This is a genomic window from Nocardia concava NBRC 100430 (assembly GCF_000308815.1).
GTDB lineage: Bacteria > Actinomycetota > Actinomycetes > Mycobacteriales > Mycobacteriaceae > Nocardia > Nocardia concava.
The window spans coordinates 33,847-60,812 of the sequence record NZ_BAFX01000123.1 but is presented as its reverse complement, the minus strand read 5'-3'; the positions used below and the strand labels follow the sequence as shown (position 1 = coordinate 60,812).

The window sequence follows — 26,966 nt, the reverse complement described above, 5'->3', positions numbered from 1 at the left end:
TACGGGAATTGAGGGCCCGCGCCTCAGTCCCATAGCGACACCTCCGTGCCCCGGCCCTCGGCGATGGCGCGATTGGCCAGGGCGTGGGCGACGGCGATGTCGGTGAGGACCAGGCCGCTGTTGTAGACGAAGATGCGTTCGTCGTCGGTGAGGCGGCCGACGGCGCGGTGATCGAGGATCTGGGGTAGTTCGGCGTCGACGCGGCGTAGTCGGCCGTCTGGACCGGCCATGTCGGTGCCGGTGAGGGCCATCTGCTCGGCGCTGGTGGCGATCACGCGGTCGGCCTCGACCAGGGTGGAGGGGGCCAGGCCGTAGCCGACCAGGACGACGGTCGCGCCCGGGGCGAGATCCTTGGATTCGATGGCGACGCGGGTGCCGGGCCCGGCGGTGGCGAGGATGACATCGGCCTCGCGCGCGGCGGCGTTGGGATCGCTCACGATCTCGAGTTCGGCGTGCGGATGGTGCTGCAGCAGTTGCTGATACACCGCTTCCAGGCCCTCGGGGTGGGTGCCGTAGAGCATCAGCCGATTCAAATGCGGATTGGCGGCGAGCAGGTGCGGGAGCGCGTTGCGGCCCTGGGTGCCGGTGCCGATCAACAGCACACTGCGGGCACCCGGTCGCGCGCACTCCCGCACGAGTAACGACGACACCGCGGGCGTGCGTAGCGCTCCCACCCGGGCGCAATCCATCAGTGCGATGGGCGATCCGGTGGCGTCGTCGTAGAGCGAGATGGTGGTGAAGTACCGCTTGTTCGAGCGATCGTGATGTGGGTCGAACTTGTAGCTGGTCTTCATGGCCACCACCCGGCGGCGGCCGTCGCGGCCCAGCATGGCGTAGGCCACCGACCAGCCGTCGGGATGCGCCACGCTGAGCTTGCGGGGATTGTCCGAATCCCCGCCCGCGAAGGCGAGATACGCGTCCTCCACGGCGCGCACCACCTCGGCGGGGGAGATCGGGACGTCGGCTAGGTCGCTGCGGGACAGCACCCGCAGCGGGGTAGGTCGGGCATTCACGTGTTGTTCCCTCGGCTCGTGCGGAACGGTGCCACCACACGCTGGCCGTACCCGTCCTCGGCCGCCTCGGCCGCGTCGCGCCGACGGTCGGGCAGCCGGATGTTCACCCGCTTGAGCCAGCGGTCGGTGCCGTCGTAGCGGGGGGTGAACGGCACCCGCCCGTGCACCACAACGTCATTGTCCACCAGCAGGAGTTCTCCGGGGGCCAAAGCGGCGGTGATGCAGACCCTTTCGAGTTCCGCCGCCAAATGCCGGTAGGCGGACCGGAATTCGGGGTCGGCCTTGTCGAGCGGGGTGTACGCCGGGTCGAAGCGCAGCGTCAGCCGCCCCTCGTCGCTGCCGAGCGTGGCGACCGCGGGCGTCGGGGCTTCGTCGAACCCGGTGCCGTAGGAGACATCGGGCAGGATCGGCAGCCGGGCGCGGCTCAGCGTTTCCCGTTGCGCCGCATCGAGTTCCGTGCACCGCACCGAGGACACCGTGGTGCCCACCCGCTCCGGATTGCGCAGGCAGCCGAGCATGAGCAGATTGGCGCGATGCGGGTGGAAGGCGTCCTCGGTGTGCGGGCTGAGCAGCGCGGTGCTGCTCGCCCCCGACTGCTCGTGCTCGTGCCCGGGGGTCGGGACGATGTTGTTGACCAGCCGCCCGCCCTGCTGCCCCTCCCAGCCGAAAGGCTCACCGGCGCAACGGGCCAGCAACAGCATGGCGATATCGAGCTCGAAGGATGCCGACCGATGCGAGCGGTCCCCGGCCCAGGCCGCGGCCGCGCGCCAATCGTGCGGGGTGAGACCGAGTTCCTCGTCGCTGATGGGCAGCGGGCGAATGACGGTCACGCCCGCGTCGGTGGCCGGCGGGCGCATGGCCTCGTGCACGGCGTCGGGCAGCCGCCCGTACTTGGCATCGATGTGGCGCAGCAGGACCGGGTGCGAGAGCGTGGTGGCTATCTCCTGGCAGGCCCCGACTGTGACGGCGATCTCAGCGGCGAGGTGGCGGACCGCGCGGGTGGCGGATTCGGGCAGGTCGCGAGTTTCGATCTCCGCGGGGTGAAGCGTCTGACGTTCGGAGAGAACGCTTTTCACCAAGAGAGGGCCTTCCTGGGCTCGGTGGTGACATGGTGATCTTGCCTCGGCCTCAGACCGTATTCCGCCCCTGTAATTTTGGCAAGCCTTACCTAAGGGTGTGTTCCAGAAATAGCGTGTCGGTATCAGTCGCCAGCGGCGAGACTAGCCGACTCGATTTATCTGGAAGATGGAAGGGTGCGAAACCGAATGGCCGACTTCAGGGCCCTGCTGACCCGAGCCGGCCTATTGGGCACGGCGGCCGCCCTGACGCTGTTGACGGCTTGCGGCACAGAACATCTCACGCCGGTGCCCGACGATATGCCGCCCCCGGCCGGTGCCCCGCTGCCGCCCATCGACCTGGATGCGCCCGGGCGCACCGCCGTTCAGCTCGAGGCCTGGGCGGAGGAACAGCACGGCCCGACGGGGATTCCCGTCGTGGCGCTGGAGGCCTACGGATACGCGGCCGCCGTCATGGCGCGCTCGAAGCCCGAATGCGGTATCGGCTGGACGACTCTCGCCGGAATCGCGAGCGTGGAGAGCCACCACGGTTCGCACGGCGGGTCGCGCCTGGCCGACGACGGAACGGTTTCGCCACCGATTCGCGGGCTGGCGCTGGACGGTTCGCCGGGCCGGGCGCGCATCCTGGAAACCGGCTCCACCGAAGCGAATCCGATCTACGTGCGCGCGATGGGCCCCTTCCAGTTCATCCCCGAGACCTGGCAGCGCTGGGGCGTCGACGCCAATGGCGACGGCAAGATCGACCCGGACAGCATCGACGACGCGGCTCTCACCGCCGCCCGCTACCTCTGTGCCATGGGCGGCAACCTCACCACCGTCGACGGTTGGCAGAAGGCGCTGCTCACCTATAACCAATCGACCAGCTACATGAACACCGTCCGATACCGCGCCGCCGCCTACAGCGTCGGCCGCCGCGCCTGAATCCGGTCCGCGCCCCTCCCGATCCGGTCCGTGCGCTCGGGCAGGTTTATATCTTCTGGCCACGCCGATGGGGGGATGTGGCAGCTCGATCACGGCACAGTAGGCTCGTGACCGCACGGGTTCCCCGTGCGACCTGCCGAGTCAGCAGCCGAAGGAGTGTCGTTTCGTGGCCATCATCGAACAGGTCGGAGCTCGCGAGATCCTGGATTCGCGTGGCAACCCCACTGTCGAGGTCGAGATCGCTCTCGACGACGGCACCCTCACCCGCGCGGCGGTGCCCTCCGGCGCGTCCACCGGTGAGCACGAGGCCGTCGAGCTGCGTGACGGTGGCGATCGCTACCAGGGCAAGGGCGTGCAGAAGGCCGTCGAGGGCGTCCTCGACGAGATCGCCCCGGCCGTGATCGGTCTCGACGCCGTCGAGCAGCGCACCGTCGACCAGACCCTGCTGGATCTGGACGGCACCCCGGACAAGTCGCGTCTGGGCGCGAACGCCCTGCTGGGTGTCTCGCTCGCGGTGGCCCGCGCGGCCGCCGAGTCCTCGGGCCTGGAGCTGTTCCGCTATGTCGGCGGCCCGAACGCCCACGTCCTGCCGGTTCCGATGATGAACATCCTCAACGGTGGCGCGCACGCCGACACCGGTGTGGACGTGCAGGAATTCATGATCGCCCCGATCGGCGCGCCCACCTTCAAGGAGGCGCTGCGCTGGGGTGCCGAGGTCTACCACACCCTCAAGTCGGTGCTGAAGGCCCAGGGCCTGGCCACCGGTCTGGGTGACGAGGGCGGCTTCGCGCCCGACGTCGCGGGCACCAAGGCCGCGCTGGACCTGATCTCCTCGGCCATCGAGAAGGCCGGCTACAAGCTCGGCACCGATATCGCGCTCGCGCTCGATGTCGCGGCCACCGAGTTCTACAGCACCGCCGACGGTTACAAGTTCGAGGGCCAGAACCGCACCGCCGCGGAGATGACCGCCTTCTACACCGAGCTGCTCGGCCAGTACCCGCTGGTCTCCATCGAGGACCCGCTGTCGGAGGACGACTGGGACGGCTGGGTCTCGCTGACCGACGCCATCGGCGACAAGGTGCAGCTGGTCGGCGACGACCTGTTCGTCACCAACCCGGAGCGCCTGGAGGAGGGCATCGCCAAGGGTGCGGCCAACGCACTCCTGGTGAAGGTCAACCAGATCGGCACCCTGACCGAGACCCTGGACGCGGTCGACCTGGCCCACCGCAACGGCTACAAGACGATGATGTCGCACCGGTCCGGCGAGACCGAGGACACCACCATCGCCGACCTGGCCGTGGCCGTCGGCTCCGGTCAGATCAAGACCGGCGCCCCGGCTCGCTCGGAGCGTGTCGCCAAGTACAACCAGCTGCTGCGCATCGAGGACGCCCTGGGTGACTCGGCTCGCTACGCCGGTGACGTGGCGTTCCCGCGTTTCGCGTTCGAAGGCTGAATAATCGGTAGCTCGTATGGGCTAACGAAATTCGAGGTGTGAGATGACGGAGCGACGGGCGCGCGGCAAGAGTCCTGCGGGACGAAATGACCGCCGCCCGTCGCGATCCGCTTCCACCAAGAAGAAATCGACGACGAAGACGACCCGGGCTCAATCCGGGTCCGGGCAGCGAACGGCCAAGCGCCGGACCGCCGCCAAGTCGAATGTCGAACGGCACGAACACAAGATCCTGGGCCTGTCCACAGGCCGGGCGGTGCTGCTGGCCGCCGTCCTGTGCGGCCTGGCGCTCACGCTGGCGGTGCCGCTGCGCACCTATTTCACCCAGCGCGCCGACGCCAAGGAGCTGGCCGCCCAGCACAGTGTGCTGGAGCAGGAAGTCGCGAATCTGCGCGATCGCCGTGCGCAGCAACAGGATCCGAATTACATCAAGGCCGAGGCCAGGGACCGTCTGCGCCTGGTGATGCCGGGCGAGACGCCCTACATCGTGCAGCTCCCCGACATGGTGCAGCCGGCCATCCCCACTCCCGCCACCAAACAGCGGGCGCCGGACCCCTGGTACACCCAGGTGTGGCACAGCATTTCGTCGCCGCAACCGGCCGCCGCCCCCGCGGCGACCACCCCGCCCCCGCCGGCTCCCGTCCAGGAAGGACAACCCAGGTGACCACTGCCGAGAACGAACCCACCGAGCGCGATCTCGCGATCGTCGCCGGGCAGCTGGGCCGGACTCCGCGCGGCGTGCTGGCCATCGCTTACCACACCCCCGACGGCCTGCCCGCGGTCGTGAAGACCGCGCCCAAGCTGCCCGACGGCACCCCCTTCCCGACCCTGTACTACCTGACGGACCCGCGCCTGACCGCCGAGGCCAGCCGCCTCGAGACCACCGGCCTCATGCGCGAGATGTCCGAACGCCTCACCCGCGACCCGGAATTGGCCGCCTCCTACCGCAAGGCGTACGAGAGCTACCTGTCCGAGCGCAATGCCATCGAGGACCTCGGCACCGATTTCGCCGGCGGCGGCATGCCCGACCGCGTGAAATGCCTGCACGTCCTGATCGCCCACTCCCTCGCCAAGGGCCCGGGCCTGAATCTCCTCGGCGACGAGGCCGTAGCCCTGGCCGCCGACCATGGTTTGCGCGGCACCGCGATTCCGGCAGACTGGCCCAAGTCCGAGGAATACCGCGCCGATTCGGCCTCGTAGTCCCGGTTCATCGGCCGATACGTTCAGCACCAGAGGAATTCAGGGGTCAGCGATGAGTAAGGCAGAGTTCGCCAGTACCTCGGCGGCCGGTGAGGGCGGTCCGGCCGAAGGGCATGAGCGGATCGCGGCGGTCGACTGCGGGACGAATTCCATCCGGTTGCTGATCGCGGATGTGACGCGGGACGCGGACGGGAAGCCGCGTTTGATCGATGTGCATCGGGAGATGCGGATCGTGCGGCTCGGGCAGGGCGTGGACGCGACGGGGGCGCTGAATCCCGAAGCGATCGAACGGACTCGGGTGGCGCTGCACGATTACGTGGAGTTGATGCTGAAGCACGGGGTGGAGCGGGTGCGGATGACCGCGACCTCCGCCACACGCGACGCGTCCAATCGCGAGGACTTCTTCACCATGACCGGCGTCGAGCTGGGGCGGGTGGTGGCCGGATCGCAGGCCGAGGTGATCACCGGTGACGAGGAGGCGCGGCTGTCCTTCGCCGGGGCGGTCGGCGAACTCTCCAGTGCCGCAGGACCTTTCGTGGTGGTCGACCTGGGCGGCGGCTCCACCGAGGTGGTGCTGGGCGACGCCTCCGGCGTGCAGTCGGCGTACTCGGCCGACATCGGCTGCGTGCGGATCACCGAGCGCTGCCTGCACGGGAATCCGCCCACCCCCGAGGAGGTCGCCTCGGCGCGGTTCTTCGCCTCGGAACGACTCGCGCAGGCCTTCGGCGTGGTGCCGGTGGAGCGCGCGCACACCTGGGTCGGCGTGGCCGGAACCATGACCACCATCGCCGCGGTGGCGCTGGATCTGCCCGAATACGATTCGGAGCGCGTGCATCTCACCCGCCTGCCGCTGGCCGAGCTGCGCGGCGTGTGCGATCGGCTGATCGGCATGAACCACGACGAGCGGGCCGCGCTCGGTCCCATGCACCCGGGCCGGGTGGATGTGATCGGCGGTGGCGCGGTGATTGCCGAAGTGCTGGCCGATGAGCTGGCGCGGCGGGCGGGCATTACCGAGCTGATCATCAGCGAACACGACATCCTGGATGGCATCGCTCTGTCCATCGCCTGATCGGGCGGCCAATGCCTGATCAGCGCGCTGTTCAAGCAGATTGAGGACTTTTGTCCCCCGCCCCGCTCATCCTGGACTTTCCCCGGGCAATTGTGACGTAGGTTAATACCTGAGGTTGCTGTCAGATTGCCCAATATGGGAGGGTCTGGGGTATGTCAGAAGTAGTCCACGAGGCGAAACCGGCCGCCGAACGCACCCTGTTCGGCCACCCCATCGGTATCGCGAATCTGTTCGGTGTCGAGCTCTGGGAACGGTTCTCGTTCTACGGCATGCTCACGATCCTCGGGTACTACCTGTACTACTCGCTCGCCGACGGCGGGCTGGGCATGGAGAAGGCCACCGCCACCGGCATTGTCGGCGCGTACGGCGGCCTGGTCTACCTCTCGACCATCCTCGGCGCGTGGGTCGCGGACCGGCTGATCGGTCCCGAGCGCACCGTCTTCTACGGCGGCGTCGTCGTCATGGCGGGACACATCGCGCTGGCGATCCTGCCGGGCCTGACCGGTGTCGGCGTGGGTCTGGTCCTGGTCGCGCTCGGCTCGGGCGGGTTGAAGGCGAATGCCTCCTCGCTGCTGGGCACCCTCTACGACAAGGACGATCCGCGCGCGGACGGCGGCTTCACGCTGTTCTACCTGGGCATCAACCTGGGCGCGTTCGCCGGTCCGATCATCACCGGCCTGCTGCAGTCGCATGTGGGCTTCCACTGGGGCTTCGGCGCGGCGGCGGTCGGTATGGCCATCGGCCTGGCCCAGTACGTGGTGTTCCGCCGCAACCTCGGCGAGCACGGCCGCGATGTCCCGAATCCCTTGCCGTCCAACGCGATTCCGAAGGCCATCGCGGCCGGCGCTGCGGTGATCGCGGTGATCGCGCTGGCGTGGGCCGTCAAGCTGGTCACCCTGTCGAACCTGCCCGACGCGGTCACCTACGTGGTGGCGGCGGCCTCGGTGGCCTACTTCGCGCTCATGCTCACCAGCCCGAAGGTCGATGCCTCCGAACGCACCAAGGTGCGCGCCTACATTCCGCTCTTCATCGCGAACGCGGTGTTCTGGTCGCTGTTCCAGCAGATCTTCACGGTGCTGGCGGTGTACTCCGACGAGCGCATGAACTGGTCGGTCTTCGGCTGGGAGGCGCCGAAGAACTGGATCGGTTCCATGGAGCCGGTCTGGATCATCGCGCTGTCGCCGCTGTTCGCCATCATGTGGACCCGCCTGGGCCGCCGGGCCCCGAGCACGCCGCGCAAGTTCTCCCTCGGCGTGATCGGCATGGGCGCGGCATTCCTGCTGTTCACCCTGTTCTCGGGTTCGCACGGCGCTTCCGTGCCGGCGCTGCTGGTGTTCTTCATCCTGGGCGCGTTCGCGGTGTCGGAGCTGATGCTCTCGCCGATCGGCCTGTCGGTCACGACCAAGCTGGCGCCGCGGGTCTTCCGCTCGCAGATGATGGCGCTGTACTTCTTCTCGGTCGCCATCGGCACCTCGATGTCGGGTGTGCTCTCGAAGTACTACGACCCCTCGCACGAGCTCGCCTACTTCGGCATCACCGGACTGGTGGCCATCGTGGTCGGCGTGATCGTCTGGGGCATCTCGCCGTGGATCACCCGCCACATGGAGGGCGTGCACTAGTCACGTGTACGCGGACTAGTCGTCAGTACTTAAGTACGACAGATTCCGGGGCCGTCCGATCTCAATAACGTTCTTCTCATCAAGTTCGGCACAACGAGGAGAACGAAATGAGCGACATGAACGAGCTGGTCGAGCGCTACCTGACCGCGTGGAACACCACCGATGCGAGCGCCCGGGCGGCCCTGGTGGCCGAGATCTTCACCGAGGACGCGGAATACACCGATCCGCTGGTGTCGGTGCGCGGCCACGCCGGCCTCGACGCCACCCTCGCGGCGGTGCAGGGACAGTTCGCCGGGCTGGAATTCACCCTCGGCGCACCGGTCGACACCAACCACCACATCGTCCGATTCACCTGGCACCTGGGCGCTCCCGGCGCCGAGCCGCTGGTCATCGGCTTCGACGTGGCGGCCGTCGCCGAGGACGGGCGCATCGAGCGCGTCTACGGATTCCTCGACCAGGTACCCGCCGGCCTCTGAGCCGATCGACGGCCGCCGAGTTCATCGGCGGCCGCCGGGCCCACCGAAAATCTCTGTCATACAAGGACTTCCCATGTTCTTCACCACTCCCACCGACGGCACCACGCTCGCCTACGAGGATTACGGCACCGGCACTCCGATCGTGTTCATCGCCGGTTGGTCGATGCCCACCGATATGTGGGAGCGCCAGGTTCCGTTCTTCCTGGAGCAGGGCTACCGCTGCGTCCTGCTGGACCGCCGCGGCCACGGCCGCTCCGATCGCCCATCCTCCGGCTATGACACCGACACTCGCGCAGACGATCTCGCGGGCCTGATGGAGCATCTGGACCTGCGGGACGCGATCCTGGTCGCCCACTCCGGCGGCAGCGGTGAGGTGGTCCGCTACCTGGCGCGCCACGGCGCCGACCGAGTCTCGCGAATCGCGATGCTGGGCGCCGCGATTCCGTTCCTGCGGCAGACCGCCGACAATCCGATCGGCGTTCCCGACGAACTCATCGAGGCCACCCTGAATGATCTGGCTCACGATCGCGCGCAGTGGCTGGCCGACCGGGTGCAGGGCTACTACGCCACCCACATGGGTACCCGGGTGACCCCGGCGATGATGGAGAACGAGGTGCGGCGCAGCATGAGCTGCTCTCCGTACGCGGCGGTGGAGACTCAGCGGGCGATCTTCGTGACCGACCACCGTGCCGACGTCGCGGCCTGCCCGGTGCCGATGCTGCTGCTGCACGGCATTCCAGACCAGTCGATTCCGATCGACCTCGGCAGCCGCCGCGCGGTCGAACTCGCCCCTGACGCCATCCTGAAGAAATACCCGGATGCCGGACACGGCCTGTACCACAGCCACTTCACGCAGGTGAATGCCGACATCCTCGATTTCATCAAGGCGTGACGGCATGGCGGTCGGGCTATCGGAGTTGTGCGGCAAGCCCTTTCAGCTCGCCGCGCGAGGTGACGCCGAGCTTCGGGTACGCCTTGTAGAGGTGGTAGCCGACGGTGCGGTGGCTCAGGAACAGCTGGGCGGCGATATCCCGATTGGACAGGCCCCGGGCGGCCAGCCGGACGATCTGCAATTCCTGCGGAGTGAGTCCGGTGGCCGCGGTCCGGGTCGGGGCCGGATCGGCTCCGGAGGCTTCGGCGGCTCCTGCGGCGGTGAGTTCGTGGCGGGCTCGCCGGGCCCACGGGTCCAGACCCAGGCGTTCGAAGACCCCGAGGGCCTCGTGCAAGTGGGTGCGGGCCTCGGACCTTCGGCGCGCACGGCGGAGCCATTCGCCGTAAAGCAATGCGGTCCGGGCGAATTCGATGGGGCGGGCCTCGCGATCGTGCGTCTCCAAGGCGCGAAGATAGAGAGTCTCGGCGTTCTCATCGTCCAGCAGTGCGCGGCAGCGTAGTACGAGTGCCTCCGCCCACGGCTGACCCACCGACTCCGCCCAGCCTTCGAAGTTGCTGAAAGGTGCCGCGGCGCGGTCCGTCTCGCCGAGGCGGACAGTGGCCTCGACCAGGTCGGGGACCGAGCGGGTGGCGCAAATATGGTGATTGAACGGGGATTTCGTCAACCGCTCGAAGCGCGATAGTGCGGCCTCGGCACGACCCGCGCCGAGTTCGAGCAGTCCCAGTGACCAATGCGCCCAGGGCGCGCCCGGCGCGACCGCTCCCGGGGTATCCCCGGTCAGACCGAGTTCGGCGTGCGCCCGGCACTCGTCCTCGTTCCCCTGCAAGGCATCCAAATGAGCCAGGACACTGCTGAGTTGGCGAACCCACTGCTGCTGGCCGGTATCGCGCGCCAGATCGCGAGCCTCGAGCGTGGCGGTGCGCGCATCACGCAGGCGGCCGGTGAAGATGTCCGCCTCGGCGGCGAAGAACAGGACGGTCGGCAGTCGCCCGGCCGCACCGGCGGACCGATACCTGGCCTCCAAGGATTTGGCCAGATCGAAGGCCGGACCGTCTTGTCCGCGCGCGAGGGCGACGCCGCACACGATCGACAGGATCTGGTCGGAAACCTCGCCCCGAGAGCGGATTTCATCGAGTATCTCGGTGAGAGCAGGCGGTGTTCCCGGACCTCGGTCGAACAGTACGCCGATGAACCGCACCACCGGTGTCACCGGCGACTGCTCCGGTAACCGCAGGTCCGCAAGGTGTTTCAGGACTTCCCGCAGGTCGGCTTCGCCGAGGTACCAGCCGGTGTGCATGGCCTGCACCAGCATGCCCGCCGCCTGCTCGGGCTCGGTGTCCGCGATGCTCGTTGCCGCCTCGATCAGCAGCCGGTGCGCTTCGGGGAATTCGCCCTGCCAGAATCGGGCCAGCGCATGTACTTGGGAAAGCCTGGCGCGCAATGCTTCCGAACCTGTGGCGCGGGCGGTGCGCCGGGCCAGGTCCCCGGCCCGTCCCACATCCCCGGCCTCCAATGCCGCCTGCGCGGCCAGCGCCTGCCGTCGGGTGCGATCCTCCGGCCGCTCACTGAGCCGGGCCGCACGATCGTAGGCCGCGGCCGCCGCCTTGTACCCGCCGCGCTCACGTGCTCGAACGGCGCTGTGCTCCAGGGCATCCGCCACCTCGGAGTCGGGGCCGAGCGCCGCTGCCGCGCGATGCCAGGCGCGGCGGTCCGCCTGCTCGGGTGTGTGCAAGACCTCGGCCAGTGCGCGATGCACCGCCAATCGCTGCCCCATCGGGGTGCGCTGATACACCGCCGCGCGAATCAGGGGATGCCGGAAGGCGATCGAGAGGTCCGTCCTGGCCAGCAGGCCCGCGGTCTCGGCGGGGGCGAGGTCGTCGATTCCCGCGCCGAGCTCGGCCGCTGCGCTCAAAACCACGGCGGCGTCGCCGGTTTCGTCGGTGGCGAGCACCGTGAGCAGAGTTCGGGTCGCTTCGGGCAAGCGGCTGATGCGGCCGTGAAATGCCAGGCGCAGCCGGTCTGTCAGCGGCAGCGCGCCGGCGGCGAGATCGGCGGTGGGTTCGGCGGCCATGGCGAGCGGCAACTCGCGCAGGGCGAGGGGATTGCCGCGCGCCTCGGCCAGCAGCCGGTAGCGCACGGTGGGGGAGAGGGTGTGCCCGCCGGGCAAGGTCGCCGAATCCTGAAGCAGAGCCGCCGACGCCTCGGGTGACAATCCGGCCAGGCGCTGTTCGGGCAGCCCGGTCGCTTCGAAGGAGCCCTCGCCCTCGCGGACGCCGAACAGCACGGCGATGCCCTCGGAGTACAGGCGGCGGGCCGCGAACAGCAGCGCGTCCTGTGAGGCCCGGTCGAGCCATTGCGCGTCGTCCACGATGACCAGCAGTCCGGATCCGTCGGCGTGGTCGGTGAGCAGCGAGAGCACCGCGAGACCGGTCAGCATGGGTTCGCCGCCGCCGGATCCCAGCCCGAGCGCGCCCGACAGTGCCGCGCGCTGCGGTTCCGGCAGATCGGCGAGTCGGCCCAGGGCGGGGCGCAATAGCAATTGCAGCCCGGCGAAGGGTAGTTCGGCCTCTACCTCGATGCCGGTTCCGCGCAGTATTCGCAGGTCACCCGCCTGCGCGGCGGCGTAGTCCAGCAGTGCGGTCTTGCCGATCCCGGCCTCGCCACGCAGTACCAGCGCCCCGCTGCGCCCTTCGCGCGCGTCCTCGATCAGCCTGTCGAGCTCTTGCTGTTCCCGCTCCCGACCCCGGAGCGGCGGAACCTGGTCGGCCACTGTCGTTCTCGCTTCCATCGGTGTCCATCATGACCCGTGCGCGATTCCGGGAACGTGACCTGACTCACTGATCAATCTTGACGCATCTGATAAGCACAGGTGGCGGCGCATTTTCGACACCGCATGACGGCCCCAAACGTCCGTTAATCGGATGAATTTTGTCGGACCCTGCCGGAATACTGATGCGCGACCGATGAGTTGAGTGATCTGTATCCGTCTGCACTGCTGTAGGTCCGGTTGGCCACAGTCACCGACTCGATATCGGGCCCGCGCTACCCCTCGATCACACGAATACCACCGGAGGTTTTCCGATGCCCGACATATCCGCTAGCTCGACCAAGCAGCGGACGCCAACCGTCATCCGGTTGCTGGTGCTCGCGACCTTCACGGTGATCCTCAACGAGACCATCATGATCAACGCGATTCCGCGGCTCATGACGGATCTCCATGTGAGCGAGCGTTCCGCACAATGGGTTTCCACCGCGTTCATGCTCACCATGGCGGCGGTCATCCCGGTGACCGGCTGGTTCCTGCAGCGCGTCAGCACCCGTCGCGCCTACACCCTCGCCATGGGCACCTTCCTGGTCGGCACCGCCGTCGCCGCCATCGCGCCGACGTTCGCCGTCCTGCTGATCGGCCGCGTGGTCCAGGCGGGCGGCACCGCGGTCATGATGCCGCTGCTGATGACCACGCTGATGACGGTCGTCGACGAGAAGGACCGCGGCCGGGTCATGGGCAATGTCACCCTGGCCATCTCGGTGGCCCCCGCCATGGGTCCGGTCATCTCCGGCCTGGTGCTCCAGATCGCTTCCTGGCGTTGGCTGTTCGTGCTGGTGCTGCCGATCGCGGGTGTGGTGACCGTGTTCGGTCTGCGCAACCTGGAGAACGTCGGTGAGCCGCAGGCGGGTTCGATCGACTGGTTCAGCGTGGTGTTCGCGGGCTTCGGTTTCGGCAGCCTGGTGTACGGCCTGAGCAAGTTCGGCGAGGGCAGCGCCCTCACCCCGTCGCTGATCGTCGCCGCCGGTGTGGTCCTGATCGCCATCTTCGCGTTCCGCCAGCTCTCGCTGCAGCGCAACAGCACTCCGCTGCTGGACCTGCGTGTGCTGCTGGCCCCCACCTACGCCAAGTCGCTGCTGCTGATGGCGGTCGCGTTCCTGGCCATGATGGGTTCGATGATCCTGCTGCCGCTGTACCTGCAGAACCTGCGCGGGCTGAGCCCGCTGGCGACGGGCCTGCTGGTCATGCCCGGTGGTCTGGCCATGGGTCTGCTCGGCCCGACAGTCGGCAAGATCTTCGACCGGTTCGGCGCGCGAGTCCTGGTGATTCCCGGTGCCATCGGCATCACCGCCGCGCTCGCGGGCTTCACCCAGTTGTCCCTGACCTCGCCGTACGCTCTGCTGGTGGCGCTGCACGTGCTGCTGATGCTGTCGCTGGCCGCGGCCTTCACACCGGTCTTCACCCTGGGTCTGGGCGCGCTGCCGATGCACCTGTACTCGCACGGCAGCTCCATGCTGGCGACCCTGCAGCAGGTGGCGGCCGCGTTCGGTACCGCGCTCGTCGTGGTGGTCATGACCTCGCGGGCCGATCACCTGAATGGCACCGTGGCAAACCCGCTCGAGGCTCCGCTGTCCGGTATGCGGCTGGCGTTCCTGGTCTCGGCGGCCCTGTCGGTCGTGGTGATCGTGATGGCGGTGCTGCTGCCCAACCGTTCGGCGGCCGGGCATCACGGCGCCGAGATCCCGGATCCGGTGGACGAGGTCCCGGCCGATGCCGTGGCTACCGAGATCCCGGATTCGGTGGATGAGGCGGACTTCCCCGAGGTGCAGCTGGTCAAGGACTGACGTTCCGGTTTGAAGGCGCCCATGGCTTTTCGAGGCCATGGGCGCTTTCGCGTTCCTACACCGCGAATTTCACCGCGAGCGCGATACCGCATCCGGCGGCGATGACCCGCAGGCTGTTGCTGGGCAGCCGCCGCGCCACCACCGGCCCGACCCGTCCACCGAGCAGGAAGCCCAGGGCGAGCGGTGCGACGAACATCCAGTGCACCGGACCGTAGAACGCGAATCCGATTGCGGCCGCGCCGTTCGCGCACATCGAGGTGACGCTCTTGACCGCATTGGCGCGCTGCGGCGACCACTCCGGGTACCTGGCCGAAATGATGGCCAGGATCAGAATCCCGCCCGCCGCACCGAAATACCCGGCGTAGACGGCGGCGGCGAACAGCAGTACGGCGAGAAGGGCGTTGCGCCAGGCTTTTCCGGCGTCGCTTGTGTGCTGCCAGCGTTTGGTCAGCGATGGTTGCGCCAGCAGGAATATCGACGCCCCGCCGATCAGGAACGGCACCACGAACTGGAAGGTCGAAGCGGGCGCGATCAGCAGCAGCACCGCCCCGATCGCGCCGCCGATCGCCGCGACCACACCGAGCCGCAGCACCGTGCGCCGCGTTCCGGCCAGCTCCTGCCGCGATCCGGCCGCCGCCCCGACTCCGGTGAAGATGAGTGCCACGGTATTGGTGACATTGGCCGCCACCGGCATCAAACCCATGCCGAGCAATGCGGGATAGGACACCAGCGAGGCCAGGCTGACCAGCACGCTGACCAATCCGGCCGCGAACCCGACAGCTATCAGCTCGGCCGCCTCGAGGACGGTCACCGCCGCTCACCGGGCCGGATACCCAAACACCCAGCGCTCACCGGGACATCCTACGAATCGGGTCACCGCGGCTCACCGGGGCCCGGACGATAACCGATCCTTATCGCTGAATGCTCGGGCTGCTCATTGGTCCGGCCTCCGATTTCCGGTGAACTGAATGTCATGAGCACCACGAACGAGACCCGCACCGTCATCGAGAACTACATCCGCGCGCTGCAGAGCGGCGAGGCGGTCGAGCGGCGCAATGAATTCTTCACCCCCGACGCCACCTGGACGTTGGCCGGGGACCTGCCGACCTCGGGCACCTGGGTCGGCCCCGATCAGATCTTCCACGGTTTCCTGCCCGCCATGCTGGAGCGCTTCGACATCACCGCGCCGATGAGTCAGGAGGTGCGCGGCGTGCTCGCGGACGGCGACCGGGCCGTCGCCGAGTGGACCACCCGCGCGACCACCGCGGCGGGGGAGTCGTACGTCAACGACGTGGTGATCGCCTTCCGGGTGGTGGACGGGCGCATCGCGGAGGCCCGCGAGTACTTCGACACCGGCTACGCGCATCGACTGCTCTTCGCCGCCAAGTAGATTCGATGGTCGGTAGTAGGAAAGAAGGAGTTCTTCATGCGAGTACTGGTCATCGGCGCCGGTGGGTACCTGGGTTCCGCTGTCACCGAGCGGTTTTCGAGCCTGGGTCACGACATTGTCGTGCTGGCCCGGCCCGGCAAGGCGGCGGGTGACTACGAGACCCGCACCGGCGATCTGACCGATCCGGCCTCCCTCACCGCCGCGGTCACCCCCGATATCGACGCCGTCATCAACCTCGCCACCCCCAGCGGCGATCAGGCCGTCGACGCCGCCGCCATCACCGCGCTGACCGATCCGCTGCGCGGCACCGGCAAGTCGTTCGTCTACACCAGCGGCGTCTGGGTGCTCGGCGCCACCGACGCCGCGGACGAAACCACCCCCACCAACCCGATTCCGATCGTCGGCTATCGCCCGACCATCGAACAGCAGGTCCTCGACCTCGCCGATGAGGGCGTCCGCGCCGCCGTCGTCCGCCCCGGCATCGTCTACGGCCGCGGCGGCGGAATCCCCGCCCTCCTGGTGGATCTCGCGCGCAAGCACGAGTCCCCCGTGGTCATCGCCGACCCGTCGGTGGTCTGGCCCATGGTCCACGTCGATGACCTCGCCGACCTCTTCGCCAAGGTCATCGACGCGGCCCCCGCCGGCTCCGTCTGGCACGCCATCACCCAGCCCGCCGTCCCCGTCTCCGACCTGGCCGCCGCCGCCTCCCACGCCGCCGGCGTCACCGGCAAAACCACCATCATCCCCCTCTCCCAGGCCCGAGCCGACCTCGGCGACCACTTCGCCGACGCCCTCGCCCTCAGCCAAACGGTCACCGGCCGAGCCGCCTCCGACCACCTGAACTGGCAACCCAAGTCCCCCACCGCAATAGCCGACCTCAGCACCGGCTCCTACCGCTGACCGACGCATCCACTCCTGTGCGGGCGGACCCCAATAACTCGGCTCGCCGAAGTCGATCCCCTTCCGGTTCTTGGGGTCCGGGCCGTACCTGTTGGGCCCGTGGGTGTCGTGAATGGCAGCGATTTCTCGTGAAGTCTGCTGAAATACAAAGCGGTATTTCAGAATTGGGGGGCTCGGTGAGACGCATGCTGGGTCGGATGGGCCTCACGGTCTTGATCGCGCTCGCCGGCATGGTGTCGGCGTCCGGGCAGAGTGGCGCGCAAGCCGATGCGGTGTGCCGGGATGTGGAGGTGCCGGTGCAGTTGGCGGGGCGGCCCGAGCGAGTGTACGGCCGAGTCTGTGATCCGGCGGGCGGGCCGTCGGCAGTGTTGCAACTGCTGGTGCCGGGGATTACCTATGACCACCACTACTGGGATATGCCGGGATTCGACGGGAAGTACTCATACGTCCGATATGCCGCCGCGGCAGGGTATTCGACGTTCGCCATCGATCGGCTCGGGACGGGGCGAAGTTCGCGTCCGGATGCATTGAACGTGACCGCCATGTCCGACGCGGATGTCATTCATCAGGTGGTGCAGGCGGTGCGGGCAGGTCAACTGGAGCAATGCTGGGGGCACGTCGTCACCGTCGGGCATTCTCTCGGTACGGTCATCGCCGAACAGGAGGCTGCGGTCTATCGGGACGTGGATGGCCTGATCGTCACCGGCTGGCTGAACCCGCCCGGCATTCCCCAGAGCCTCGACCTGCTCGCCCGCCATGGTGCTGCCACGCCGGATAACGGTGTGCCCCAATCGGATTCACTTCCGTGGTATCTGACAACCACACCAGGTGCCAGATCGTTCTTCTACGCCCCGGGCACCTACGATCCCGAATTGCTGGCCGTCGACGAACAGTACAAGCAGACGGACACCCTCGGCGAAGTCGCGACGGTTACCGCGCCCATGTTCGTCGAAGCGCTCAGCCCGATCTCGGTCCCGTCCTTGCTGGTCGTCGGTGATGCGGACGTATTTTTCTGCACCCCAATGGAACAGAGCCCCTGCACCGCGCGGCAGGCGCTCGAATCCCAGCGGTGGTTCTTCACGCCACAGGCGGGTTTGCAAGCCCACGTCCAGCCCGCCGCCGGTCACAACATCGCTCTGTCCCTGACCAACCGGGACGGCTTCGACGCCATGCTCGACTGGTTGCGGGCTACGTTTCCTGCTTGACCCCGAATCCTGTTCTCCAGGTTGGGAAATGCGGCTCCCAACCGAGCGAGCGCGCCAGGGTGTTGGTGGCTCCGCGCTCCCAGGGGGCTCGGCCGGTGGCCGGGGTCGGGGCGGGGGCGTCGAGGGCTGCTGCGAGGACGGGTACCCATTCGCGGGCGGGGGTGGGTTCGTCGTCGACGATATTTACTGTGCCGGTGGGCCATTCGAGGGCCGCGACGGCGGCGCGGGCGGCGTCGGTTACGTGTATGAATGAGGTCACCGCGTCGTTGGGTGGGAGGCCGCCGAGGAACTTTGCGGCTGGATCGGTTGAATCTCCGTGTAGGACGGCTTCGGCTACGCCGCCGCGTCGGTACCAGGTGCCGGGGCCGTACAGCGTGCCGTAGCGCAGTACTACGTGTTGGTCGAGTTCGCGTACTGCTTCTTCCAGGGCGACGATGCCGTTTATCGTGGTGATTCGTGGCTCGCCTGCGCTGAGGTCCAGCGGCACGCTCTCGTCGGCAGGGGTGTCGCCGGGCTCGTAGGCCCAGGCGATCGATTGCGCCACAAGGCGTTTCACGCCTGCCTGTTCGGCGGCGTCGACCAGGTTCCTGGTACCTATGCGCCGGATCCGTCCGTTGTCGGCGGAGGTGCCTCCGCTCAACGACGTCAACTGATGGATTACCGCGTCCGGTGCCGCCGCGGCGACAGCCCTCGTGACGGCTTCGGCGTCGAACGCGTCGACGACCACGCCCTCGGCTCCCGCCGCTTTCAGCTCGGCGATGCCCTCCGCCCGTCGTGATGTTCCGACCACCTGATGCCCGTCGGCGACCAACTGCTCGACGAGAACCCGGCCGATGGCGCCGGTAGCACCGGCTACGAACACTCGCATGATTCCTCCTTCGCTCGGGATCCAGTCAAACCAAAGGATCTGACCCGATCAATGCGCTATTTCGCAGCACACCGATAACCGCGCCTTATCGCATGGTGCCGGGTTCGCTACTTTCCGATGTGGACGACGCGGGCCCAGTTGGGTGGGTTGTCGGGGACGTAGTCCGGGTCGTTCTCACTCCAGGAGCGTTCGCGGCGGAACAGGCCGACCACTGTGCGGCAGGGTGGGCGGGTCGTGGGCCAGGGGGTGAAGCCGTCGGTCAGGACTACCAGGATGTCCGGGCGGGGTTGAGCGCGTAGGGCTTTGGTGAAGCCGGTGCGCAGGTCGGTGCCGCCGCCGCCCATGAGGGGGATGCCGCCGGCTTGGCAGAGGGGGACGGCGACGCGGGCGGCGGCGTCGCAGGAGAGGACGGTGACGAGGTCGCGGCGGCCGCCTACGGCGCGGCTGACGGCGGCGGTTTCCAGTAGGGCGCTGCCCAATTCGGTGTCGCTGACCGAGCCGGAGGTGTCGATGATGATGGTGACTCGGGGTGGGGTGCGGCGGAGGCTGGGGAGCACGATGCCTGGGGTGGCGCAGGCGCGGCGGGCGGGGCGGCCGTAGGTGTAGTCGTCGCCCGCGCCGGCGGCGGAGGTGGCGGAGCGGATGGCGGCGCCCAGTAGTTCGCGCCAGGGCTGGGTGGGGTGTACGGCCTCCTCGGCCCAGCGTCGCCAGCCTTCGGGGGCATTGCCCGGTCGGCCGGAGATGCCTTGTGCCACTCGGAATATCACCGCGTCGCGCTGCTGTTCGGTGAGTCCGTCCGCGCCGTCGGGGCCCAGTTCCCATTCGCGGTCCAGGCCGTCGGCGCCGCTGCCGCAGTCGAGCCAGGCCAGGTCCGCGGAGATGTGGGTGAGGCGGAACTGGTGCAGGTAGTCCTCCATGAGTTCGCCGGGCCGTAACCCCAGCACCGCCGGTGTGACAGCGCCTTCGGGCTCGACCAGGCCGTCACCGAATGCGTCGTCGTTGATCTCGGCGTCCGCGGCGATATTCATGCGGAGGCGTTCGGTCGGACCGGTGAGGTTGTGTTCCCGCGCGAATCGGTCACTGCGGCCGTGGTGATCGCGCAGCAGATGCGAAACCTCGTGCACCAGAACCGAAGCGAGGTCCTCCACGGAGGTGCGGTCCACGAAGACCGGCGATGCGTAGCACCGCCAGTAGCGATCGACACTCATGGTCGGCACCCCTCGCGATTCGACCAGATGCAATGCGTAGAGCGCGGTCGCCAGGTACGGCCGGGCCCGGACGGCCAAAAGGCGTGCGGCGTAAAGTTTCTCGAAATCCAGCGGCATGCGGTTCTCGGTCATCGCGCCACCTGCGCGGCGACGCGCTCCGCGGCCCGATCCGCGCCCCGGGACACCGACACCATTCCGGCGAGCCGCTCGATCGACTTCGGTACCTCCCAATTGCCTTGTCGCAGTGTGGCGAGCGTGGTGGCGGGCACGACCACGAGGTCCGGGGCTCCGGTCTCGACGGCCTTGACCAGCAGCGCCCACGCCGCGTCCCAGCGGGACCGATCCGGTTGCCTGCGGACCGCGGCCACCACACCGTCGAGCACCGCCTGCCGCAGATCTCCGCGTTCGGGCAGCTCGGCCGCGGCCGGATCGCGCAGCAGCACTTCGGGATCGGGCAGATCCATGCGATCGATGCTGGTGAGCAGTTCGAAGCCGGGTCCGTCACCGACGGCGCCGCGGATCAGCAGCGACAGCACATCCGGGTTCGCACCGGCGGCGGTGGCGAAGGCGATCAGCCGCACCGTCATCTCCCAGCTCCGCGGCGACGGCCAGGCGCCGCCGCGACGGGTCTCGCCGCTGGGGAGTTGATGCACGAGTTTGGGCCGGGCCGTGAGCAGTTCGCAGACCGCGCGCCGCGCGTAAGCGACTGCACCCGTGAGCTTTACCGGATCGAGCATGGGCAGGGTGGCGCGCGGCCAGGTGCCGCCGAGGCCGCGGATGACCACCTCGTGGTCGTGAGTCCACTGCAGGTGCACGAACCGGTTGGCGAGCGGCGGGCTCAACTCCCACCCGTCGGCCGCCGACGAGCGCGGGTTGGCCGCCGCGACGATGCGGACGTCGGGAGGCAGCTGGAGCGTGCCGATCCGCCGCTCCAGGACCAGGCGCAGCAGGGCCGCCTGCACCGCGGGCGGCGCGGTCGACAGTTCGTCCAGGAACAGCAGGCCCTTACCGGCGCGCACCAGACGGACGGCCCAGTCCGGGGGAGCCATCGGGACGCCGTCTGCCGCGGGATCGTCGCCGATGATGGGAAGGCCCGAAAAGTCCGATGGCTCATGGACACTCGCGATCACGGTGGTGAGCGGCAGCTCCAGGGTTTCGGCCAGCTGGGTCAGGGCGGCGGTCTTGCCGATGCCGGGTTCGCCCCACAGCAGGACCGGGAGGTCGGCGGCGACGGCCAGGGTGAGGGCTTCCAGTTGGATGTTCGTGCGCGGTTCCGTGGTGGTTTCGCGCAGCAGGTTCAGCAGGTCCGAGGCCACGTCGAGCTGGGACGCGGGTGGATTCGAAGGGACAGCGCGGAGCGTATTTGCATGCATGTATGAATCACCTTGGGGTTGAGAAGAATTGAGTGGACGCGCGAAGTCAGCGCGTGGACGCGTGGCGTGGATGCGCGCGGTAAACCTGGTGCGGGGAAGCTTGGTGTGGGGGACGGCGACGCCGGGCGATGTCGGGGCCATCGTTGAACAGCCCGGCTCGGAACAGCCCGTAGGTGATCCGCTTCCGCGCGGCCGCTTCCAGTTCGTCCCGCAGCGCGCCCTCGCGCAGTGCGGCACCGGGCCCGAGCAGGCCCTCGACTACGGCCAGCGCACCGGCGATATCGCCGTGGCGCAGTCGTTCCCGGACCCCGACGAGACAATCCGGATGCCGATGCGCCCGGTCGATGGCCTGCAGGCAGGGCAGTGGCGTGCCGGTCAGGGCGGCGAGCAGTTCCTCGCGACGGACCTCGACCGGGTCGTGATCCAACGCCGTCAGCACGCCGTCGAGCAGACCGATTCGGTGCCGTTCACCTCGGCAGTTCACCAGGTGTGGCTCCACTCGACCTGTGTCGCAGGATCGTTCGACGCGTGGGCGGTCCGATGCGAGGGCCGACGCGACCAATGGATGCAGCCGGTCGGGCGTGATGGCACCGGCCCGGAGCAATTCCAGATCGGGGAGCACCCGGGTCGCCGCGTCCGGAAGGATCGGTAGCGCGGATATTTCGCCGGGTGGATATCCCTCCACGATTCGCAATTGTGGCTGATGGCCTGGGTCCGTTCGCAATTCGGCGATCAGACGCTGACCTCCGAGCCGGATTGCCAACGGTCCCGCCGAGCGCCCCTCGGCGCGCAGCAGTATCGCTGCTTCGGCCGTCCACTGATCGAATAGCGCTGCTCCGGAACGTATCCCGAGCTCGGCGGCCCTCCGTGCATCCCACAGGTGACGATGGAGATCCAACCGGAAACGTCGGTCGGGTCGCGGACGCGGATGCAGGCCGATACTGGCGTCGGGACGACCTTCGTCCCACAGTGCGAGAACGATCCGCTGACCGGCATCGGCCCAAGCCGGTGGAGTCCGCACCACCAGGTGCACGGAATCGGCTCTACCGCAATGGCTTCCGGATCCAGCGACATGGTATCTGGCCAGCGTCACGGTCAACGCCGGCCGCAGTAACCCGTCCGGCGCAACCCTGGGCATATGCCAGCGCAGCAGATCCGGCGCCAGATGGCGCAGATCGTCCCGCACCCTCCGGACCAGCTCCGGACCGTGAGTACGAGCCAATGAACGTAGATTGACGTCGACATCGAAACCCGCCGCGGCACAGGCCCCGGCCCAATCCCCGACACTCCGTCGGGCGCTTGCGGTTTCGATCATGTCGGGCGGCACGGCGAACTCGCGCACGCGCAGCCAGCGGGAAATTCGGGATTCGCTCCCGTTCGCGATCGGTTGGTGCATCAGCACTCACCTGTTGCGAACGAGACCCCCAATCCTTGATCAGAATGAGTCATCATCGTCCCGATCATAACGCCCCCACCCGACCCGGGCTACCCGACCACGTGAGGGGGCAGCCGGAACTGCTCGGCGCGGTGCGACAGCCGTTCGGCGAAGGTCTCGACCCATTCCTCCGACTGCGTCATGTCGGGGTGCTCGTCGATTCGCCGCTGTGCCTTCCGCGGCGAAACGCTGACCCGTCTCTTGGAACCGCCCGGAACGGCCTGCATTGCGAGCAGTCGCACGCCCCAGCCGATATAGGATTCGACGCTCATCCCGGCGCATTCCGCGGCGTCGTTCAGGGCGAGCCATTCGCTGTCATCCACCGTCACGGTCACCGTGACATCCCTGGTCACCATAGTTCGACAACACTAGACCCGAGTTGCTCTCGCAACGTGTCGAAACCCGATAAGGAGCCGTAAGGGTTTCAGCGACCTCCTCGAGTGGCCTGCCCGATCCCGCCGGGGGCTGGCGCGTGTGGTCCCCTTCGCGACGCCTCGAGTCCCTGGCATCCGTGTCGCGAACACGCTTGGATTCATAGGCAAGATCGCTGCGTTTCGATGACAACGGAGGATTCGGATGAAGAAGCTCGTCGCCATTACCGCTGTGACCGCAGGGCTCCTGGCGCCCATGGCCACCGCTACCGCGCAAACCCGCACGGAGCCGACGGCCGCCACACCGATCGCCGCCGCCCCGCAAGCGGCCCCGGTCGGCTCATGGTCGGAGGACATCTTCTGCGCCGTGATCCGATTCCTGAAGGGCGGCTGGGCCGGCAGGCCGACCGACTGCTCATTCTGAGCGCCACTAGCCTCGCGACCTTGCCCCAGGTCGGGTCCGAGGCTCGCTTCGGTTACCGCGCGTCGGTCCAAAGCCTGACCGGCTGCACATCGTCCGGATCGGCCCATTCGGGTTGCGGCGGCGCCTGCACGGCGGCCTTCTTCTCGTCCCGGAGAAATTGCTCATAAACCTTGTGCGCCTGCGCTTCCGCGTCCGCTCTCGCCGCCCGGTACTGCGCGATGATGGTCTGCTCGAGCCGTTCGATGCCCGGCTGTCGACGATGTCGAAGACTCGGAGTGGAATCTCTTCTACGACGACGAGACCGGCGATGTGAAGTCATACGACTCGAACTGGGAAACCATCAAAAAGCGCTGGGGCAACCCGGCTTCCGTCGCCTGGAAGACCGCCGCCTGCCTCACCCTGGGGGCGAGCCTCAAGCAGGCGTTCTGGGATGTGCAGGAAACCGACAAGATCGGCGCGCGCAATCTGGCCACGAAACTCGAGGGTGTATCCGAAGACGTCAAGAAGGCGCTGGCCGGTATTCCGGAGGACGCCACGCTCGCCGATATTCTCCAGAAGTACCAGGTGGCCGCGAGGACGAGGCCGAAGAGTTCGGGAAGAACAATAAGTACACCGCCGTGAATCCGGACTCGAAGGATGAGGGTCATGGCGACGCGGCCCGGCATGCCTACTGGAACGCGCGTATGACACAGGAGTTCGGTGCCGACTGGGCCAAGCAGTACGCCACCGCTCATGAGAGCGGCGGCGGAAACGGTCCGCAGCGAGAGGCGATGGACCTGCTGAACGCCAAGAGCGGAGGGCTCCGAACCTATTGACCGCGAGGTCGAACGGCTTGGCCATCCCGCGATTGCCGCGGCGAGAAACACCAGCGCTGGTCAGCTACGCAGCAGGGTGGCGAGACGTCGGATCGCGCCGTGGACGCCGAGGCCGCCGAGGGCGAGCAGGTAGGCGAGGTTGATCAGCATGGTGGGGGTGAGGGTGCCGGTGGCTAGGCCTCGCATGAGGTCGATGCCCTGGTAGAGGGGGAGGCAGCGGATCAGCCATTGCAGTGGTTGGGGGTACACGGTGAGGGGGAAGAAGGTGGTGGAGAAGAGGAACATCGGGACCAGGGCGAGGTTGATGTAGTCGAACTGGGCGGTGGAGCGGAGGAATGTCACCAGGGTCATGCTGAGGCCGGCGAAGGCGAAGGCCACCAGGAGGGCGGCGGGGAGGAGGGCCAGAGCCCACCAGGAGGTGAAGAGGCCGAGTAGGGCGGTTACGGCGAGGAACGCGATCGAGTAGAGGCCGCTGCGGAGGATGGCCCAGCCTATTTCGCCGAGGACGATGTCGGCGGGGCCGATCGGGGTGGCGAGCATGGCGTCGTAGGCCTTGGTGTAGCGCAGTTTCAGGAAGACGTTGTAGGTGCATTCGAAGACCGCGCCGTTCATGGCGGCGGCGGCCAGCAGTGCGGGGGCGACGAAGGCGGCGTAGCCCATTGGATGGCCGCCGGGGCCGGTGACCTGGGTGACGAGCGTGCCGAAGCCGAGCTGGAAGGCCAGCAGGTACGCCAGAGGTTCGACCACGCCGGAGGCCAGCATCACCCACGAGTGCCGGTTGACCAGCAGGGAGCGTTCGACGATCACGCCGGAGCGGCCGCTGTAGAGGCCGGGTGGCAGCACCCGCAGCAGCAGTCCACGGCGGGCCGGTTCGGTCAGTACGGGCATCTCAGAACACCAGCCGCCGGTAGAAGAACCGGTGTGCGACAAGCCATCCCGCGACGAACACCGCCAGCAGGTAGGCGAGATGCGCGAGCGCCGCCCAGGTTCCGACCCCGCCGACGGTGACCGCGCGAGCGAGCTGGGTGCCGTGCCAGAGCGGGAAAACCCAAGCCAGCCAACGCAATACGAGCGGCAGGGCGGTGATGGGGAAGAAGGTGCCCGAGAACAGGGTCATGGGCAGTACGAGGAACCGGAAGATGAGCGCGAAGCGCCACCCCTCGTCGAAGGTCTTCGCCGCCAGCGCGGCCATCGGCGCGGCGCAGGCCAGCCCGGTGAGGGTGCCGACCCCGACCACCGCGATCACACCCGCGTTAGACCAGGCGCCGAAAAGTGTTGCCAGGAAAGCGAATATCGTGCCGGCGAGGGTCAGTTGGATCGCGGCCCAGATGAGATGGCCCCCGAGAAGTTGCCCGGGTGTCACCGGTGTCGCGGTCGCCGCGACGAAGTCGCGCTTGAATTTGAATCCGGACAACACCGGGTAGCCGGAGTCGGCGACGCCCTGCTGCATGGCTCCTGCCACCAGCATCGCGGGAGCGATGTACCGCAGATACGAGACGTCGCCGGTCGCCGGTCCGGACTGCACCTGCGACCCGAACCCCAGCCCCATGGTGATCAGGAATAGCAGCGGCTGCACCGTCGTCGAGAACAGCGTGGCCGTCCAATAACGCCGGTACCACGTCCAATACGCCTCGACGCGCAGCCAGGCCCCGCGCCACGCGCCGACGACGCGCCCGGTCGACACCGCGGCCGTCATCGGTCCACCAGCGTCCGGCCGGTGAGCCGCAGGAACACATCCTCGAGCGAACTACGCCGCACCAGGCTCGACAGCGGCCGCAGTCCACGCGCGTGCGCCTGTTCGAGGGTGGCTTCACCATTGTTGCTGTACAGCAGGATTCGATCCGGCAGCGTCTCCACCCGGTCGGCCAGGCCCGCCACCCGCTCGGTCGCGGCGTCCTGCTGCCCGATGGGGAAGCGCAGCTCGACGACCTCGCGGGTGCTGTAGCGGGCGATGAGTTCGGCCGGCGACCCCTCCGCCACGACACGCCCGTCGTCCATCACGACCAGCCGGTCGCACAACTGCTCGGCCTCGTCCATGTAGTGCGTGGTCAGGATGAGCGTCGCCCCTTGCGCCTTGAGCCGGAACAGCTTGTCCCACAACACATGCCGGGCCTGTGGATCGAGTCCGGTGGTCGGCTCGTCCAGCAGCAGCAACTCGGGATCATTGACCAGGGACCGCGCGATCGTCAGCCGCCGCTGCATCCCGCCCGACAGCGTCTCGACCCGCGCGTCGGCGCGGTCGCTCAACTGCGCGAACTCCATCAACTCCGCGGCCTTGACCCGCACCGCCGCCTTCGACAGCCCGAAATACCGTCCGTAGATGTGCAGGTTCTGCGCCACGGTCAGCTCGGTATCCAGATTGTCCTGCTGCGGAACGACTCCCAGCCGCGCCCGCACCCGCGGCCCCGCCGCATCCGGATCCAGCCCGAGCACCCGCAACTCACCGCCGCTGCGCGGCGAGACGCACGCGATCATCCGCATGGTCGAGGACTTCCCGGCCCCGTTCGGCCCCAGCAACCCGAACGCCTCGCCCCGGCGCACCGCGAAATCGATGCCTCGCACCGCCTCGCTGTCCCCGAACCGCTTGACCAGTCCCCGCGCCCACACCAGCACCGAGTCGTCCACTGTGTCCCGCACTCCACGCACACTA

General features: G+C 68.0%; 27 protein-coding genes. 15 read left to right on the top strand and 12 right to left on the bottom strand.

All coding sequences use genetic code 11. The features are described from left to right. Positions 1 to 23: 23 nt before the first annotated feature. A complete protein-coding gene (locus ON43_RS28805) occupies positions 24 to 986 on the bottom strand; it encodes an ornithine cyclodeaminase (RefSeq protein WP_040812621.1) in 963 nt (320 codons plus the stop codon). Between the two features lie 23 nt (positions 987 to 1,009). Continuing rightward, a complete protein-coding gene (locus ON43_RS28800) occupies positions 1,010 to 2,089 on the bottom strand; it encodes a TauD/TfdA family dioxygenase (RefSeq protein WP_040812620.1) in 1,080 nt (359 codons plus the stop codon). A gap of 189 nt (positions 2,090 to 2,278) precedes the next feature. Here ON43_RS28800 and ON43_RS28795 point away from each other — a divergent pair, with 189 nt between their 5' ends. The 8 genes from ON43_RS28795 to ON43_RS28760 all read left to right on the top strand — a co-directional run bounded on the left by ON43_RS28795 (position 2,279) and on the right by ON43_RS28760 (position 9,716). Then, positions 2,279 to 3,010 carry a lytic transglycosylase domain-containing protein gene (locus ON43_RS28795; protein WP_040812531.1) on the top strand — a complete coding sequence of 244 codons (732 nt, stop codon included), beginning with the start codon at positions 2,279 to 2,281 and terminating at the stop codon, positions 3,008 to 3,010. Positions 3,011 to 3,176: 166 nt separating this feature from the next. After that, positions 3,177 to 4,463 carry a phosphopyruvate hydratase gene (eno, locus tag ON43_RS28790; protein WP_040812530.1) on the top strand — a complete coding sequence of 429 codons (1,287 nt, stop codon included), beginning with the start codon at positions 3,177 to 3,179 and terminating at the stop codon, positions 4,461 to 4,463. Between the two features lie 43 nt (positions 4,464 to 4,506). Further along, positions 4,507 to 5,124, top strand: coding sequence for an FtsB family cell division protein (locus ON43_RS28785; protein ID WP_040812528.1), 618 nt, complete (start codon positions 4,507 to 4,509; stop codon positions 5,122 to 5,124). Beyond that, positions 5,121 to 5,660 carry a DUF501 domain-containing protein gene (locus tag ON43_RS28780; protein ID WP_040812527.1) on the top strand — a complete coding sequence of 180 codons (540 nt, stop codon included), beginning with the start codon at positions 5,121 to 5,123 and terminating at the stop codon, positions 5,658 to 5,660. The genes ON43_RS28785 and ON43_RS28780 overlap by 4 nt, the downstream gene beginning before the upstream one ends. A gap of 52 nt (positions 5,661 to 5,712) precedes the next feature. After that, positions 5,713 to 6,729, top strand: coding sequence for a Ppx/GppA phosphatase family protein (locus ON43_RS28775; RefSeq protein WP_083913807.1), 1,017 nt, complete (start codon positions 5,713 to 5,715; stop codon positions 6,727 to 6,729). Positions 6,730 to 6,881: 152 nt separating this feature from the next. Further along, positions 6,882 to 8,348: a peptide MFS transporter gene (locus ON43_RS28770; RefSeq protein ID WP_040812524.1), complete on the top strand. Its 1,467-nt coding sequence runs from the start codon at positions 6,882 to 6,884 to the stop codon at positions 8,346 to 8,348. A 107-nt stretch (positions 8,349 to 8,455) separates the two neighbouring features. After that, complete coding sequence (locus ON43_RS28765; RefSeq protein WP_040812522.1) at positions 8,456 to 8,824, top strand: nuclear transport factor 2 family protein; 369 nt, start codon at positions 8,456 to 8,458, stop codon at positions 8,822 to 8,824. A 73-nt stretch (positions 8,825 to 8,897) separates the two neighbouring features. Further along, positions 8,898 to 9,716 (top strand): alpha/beta fold hydrolase, encoded by an 819-nt coding sequence (locus tag ON43_RS28760; protein WP_040812520.1) that lies wholly within the window; start codon positions 8,898 to 8,900, stop codon positions 9,714 to 9,716. Positions 9,717 to 9,732: 16 nt separating this feature from the next. On the opposite strand, the gene ON43_RS28755 is transcribed toward ON43_RS28760, so the two are convergent. Next, on the bottom strand, positions 9,733 to 12,504 hold the full coding sequence (locus tag ON43_RS28755; protein WP_051179395.1) for a helix-turn-helix transcriptional regulator: 2,772 nt from the start codon (positions 12,502 to 12,504) through the stop codon (positions 9,733 to 9,735). Positions 12,505 to 12,797: 293 nt separating this feature from the next. Between ON43_RS28755 and ON43_RS28750 the strand changes: the two genes are divergently transcribed. Then, positions 12,798 to 14,327 (top strand): MDR family MFS transporter, encoded by a 1,530-nt coding sequence (locus ON43_RS28750; protein WP_083913806.1) that lies wholly within the window; start codon positions 12,798 to 12,800, stop codon positions 14,325 to 14,327. Between the two features lie 55 nt (positions 14,328 to 14,382). On the opposite strand, the gene ON43_RS28745 is transcribed toward ON43_RS28750, so the two are convergent. After that, a complete protein-coding gene (locus ON43_RS28745; RefSeq protein WP_040812516.1) occupies positions 14,383 to 15,138 on the bottom strand; it encodes a sulfite exporter TauE/SafE family protein in 756 nt (251 codons plus the stop codon). A 162-nt stretch (positions 15,139 to 15,300) separates the two neighbouring features. Here ON43_RS28745 and ON43_RS28740 point away from each other — a divergent pair, with 162 nt between their 5' ends. The 3 genes from ON43_RS28740 to ON43_RS28730 all read left to right on the top strand — a co-directional run bounded on the left by ON43_RS28740 (position 15,301) and on the right by ON43_RS28730 (position 17,822). Continuing rightward, positions 15,301 to 15,717 carry a nuclear transport factor 2 family protein gene (locus ON43_RS28740; protein WP_040812613.1) on the top strand — a complete coding sequence of 139 codons (417 nt, stop codon included), beginning with the start codon at positions 15,301 to 15,303 and terminating at the stop codon, positions 15,715 to 15,717. Between the two features lie 36 nt (positions 15,718 to 15,753). Further along, entirely contained in the window at positions 15,754 to 16,617 is an 864-nt protein-coding gene (locus ON43_RS28735; RefSeq protein WP_040812514.1) for an NAD-dependent epimerase/dehydratase family protein, read from the top strand. A 197-nt stretch (positions 16,618 to 16,814) separates the two neighbouring features. Beyond that, positions 16,815 to 17,822, top strand: a complete 1,008-nt coding sequence (locus tag ON43_RS28730) for an alpha/beta hydrolase (RefSeq protein ID WP_051179394.1) — start codon at positions 16,815 to 16,817, stop codon at positions 17,820 to 17,822. Here ON43_RS28730 and ON43_RS28725 read toward each other — a convergent pair. The 5 genes from ON43_RS28725 to ON43_RS28705 all read right to left on the bottom strand — a co-directional run bounded on the left by ON43_RS28725 (position 17,806) and on the right by ON43_RS28705 (position 23,041). Next, on the bottom strand, positions 17,806 to 18,690 hold the full coding sequence (locus ON43_RS28725) for an NAD-dependent epimerase/dehydratase family protein (RefSeq protein WP_040812512.1): 885 nt from the start codon (positions 18,688 to 18,690) through the stop codon (positions 17,806 to 17,808). The genes ON43_RS28730 and ON43_RS28725 overlap by 17 nt on opposite strands. A gap of 107 nt (positions 18,691 to 18,797) precedes the next feature. Beyond that, positions 18,798 to 20,030: a vWA domain-containing protein gene (locus ON43_RS28720; protein WP_040812510.1), complete on the bottom strand. Its 1,233-nt coding sequence runs from the start codon at positions 20,028 to 20,030 to the stop codon at positions 18,798 to 18,800. Next, positions 20,027 to 21,271 carry an AAA family ATPase gene (locus tag ON43_RS28715; protein ID WP_040812508.1) on the bottom strand — a complete coding sequence of 415 codons (1,245 nt, stop codon included), beginning with the start codon at positions 21,269 to 21,271 and terminating at the stop codon, positions 20,027 to 20,029. Before ON43_RS28715 ends, ON43_RS28720 begins: the two co-directional genes overlap by 4 nt. 46 nt (positions 21,272 to 21,317) lie before the next feature. Further along, positions 21,318 to 21,956, bottom strand: coding sequence for a hypothetical protein (locus ON43_RS47070; protein ID WP_306304987.1), 639 nt, complete (start codon positions 21,954 to 21,956; stop codon positions 21,318 to 21,320). An 800-nt stretch (positions 21,957 to 22,756) separates the two neighbouring features. Further along, on the bottom strand, positions 22,757 to 23,041 hold the full coding sequence (locus ON43_RS28705) for a hypothetical protein (RefSeq protein WP_157514229.1): 285 nt from the start codon (positions 23,039 to 23,041) through the stop codon (positions 22,757 to 22,759). 241 nt (positions 23,042 to 23,282) lie between these two features. On the opposite strand from ON43_RS28705, the gene ON43_RS28700 reads away from it, so the two are divergent. The 3 genes from ON43_RS28700 (at position 23,283) to ON43_RS46875 (ending at position 24,316) form a co-directional block, all read left to right on the top strand. Beyond that, positions 23,283 to 23,501, top strand: a complete 219-nt coding sequence (locus ON43_RS28700; RefSeq protein ID WP_040812497.1) for a hypothetical protein — start codon at positions 23,283 to 23,285, stop codon at positions 23,499 to 23,501. Between the two features lie 309 nt (positions 23,502 to 23,810). After that, entirely contained in the window at positions 23,811 to 24,122 is a 312-nt protein-coding gene (locus tag ON43_RS28695; protein ID WP_040812495.1) for a DUF1759 domain-containing protein, read from the top strand. Further along, the gene (locus tag ON43_RS46875; RefSeq protein WP_040812493.1) at positions 24,119 to 24,316 is read left to right on the top strand and encodes a DUF6973 domain-containing protein; all 198 of its coding nucleotides are present in this window, start codon (positions 24,119 to 24,121) and stop codon (positions 24,314 to 24,316) included. Before ON43_RS28695 ends, ON43_RS46875 begins: the two co-directional genes overlap by 4 nt. A 60-nt stretch (positions 24,317 to 24,376) precedes the next feature. On the opposite strand, the gene ON43_RS28685 is transcribed toward ON43_RS46875, so the two are convergent. The 3 genes from ON43_RS28685 to ON43_RS28675 are packed head-to-tail and all read right to left on the bottom strand — an operon-like array spanning position 24,377 to position 26,953. Further along, entirely contained in the window at positions 24,377 to 25,204 is an 828-nt protein-coding gene (locus ON43_RS28685) for an ABC transporter permease (protein ID WP_040812491.1), read from the bottom strand. Position 25,205: 1 nt separating this feature from the next. Further along, entirely contained in the window at positions 25,206 to 26,012 is an 807-nt protein-coding gene (locus ON43_RS28680; protein ID WP_040812489.1) for an ABC transporter permease, read from the bottom strand. Next, the gene (locus ON43_RS28675) at positions 26,009 to 26,953 is read right to left on the bottom strand and encodes an ABC transporter ATP-binding protein (RefSeq protein WP_040812487.1); all 945 of its coding nucleotides are present in this window, start codon (positions 26,951 to 26,953) and stop codon (positions 26,009 to 26,011) included. The genes ON43_RS28680 and ON43_RS28675 overlap by 4 nt, the downstream gene beginning before the upstream one ends. Between the last annotated feature and the right edge of the window lie 13 nt (positions 26,954 to 26,966).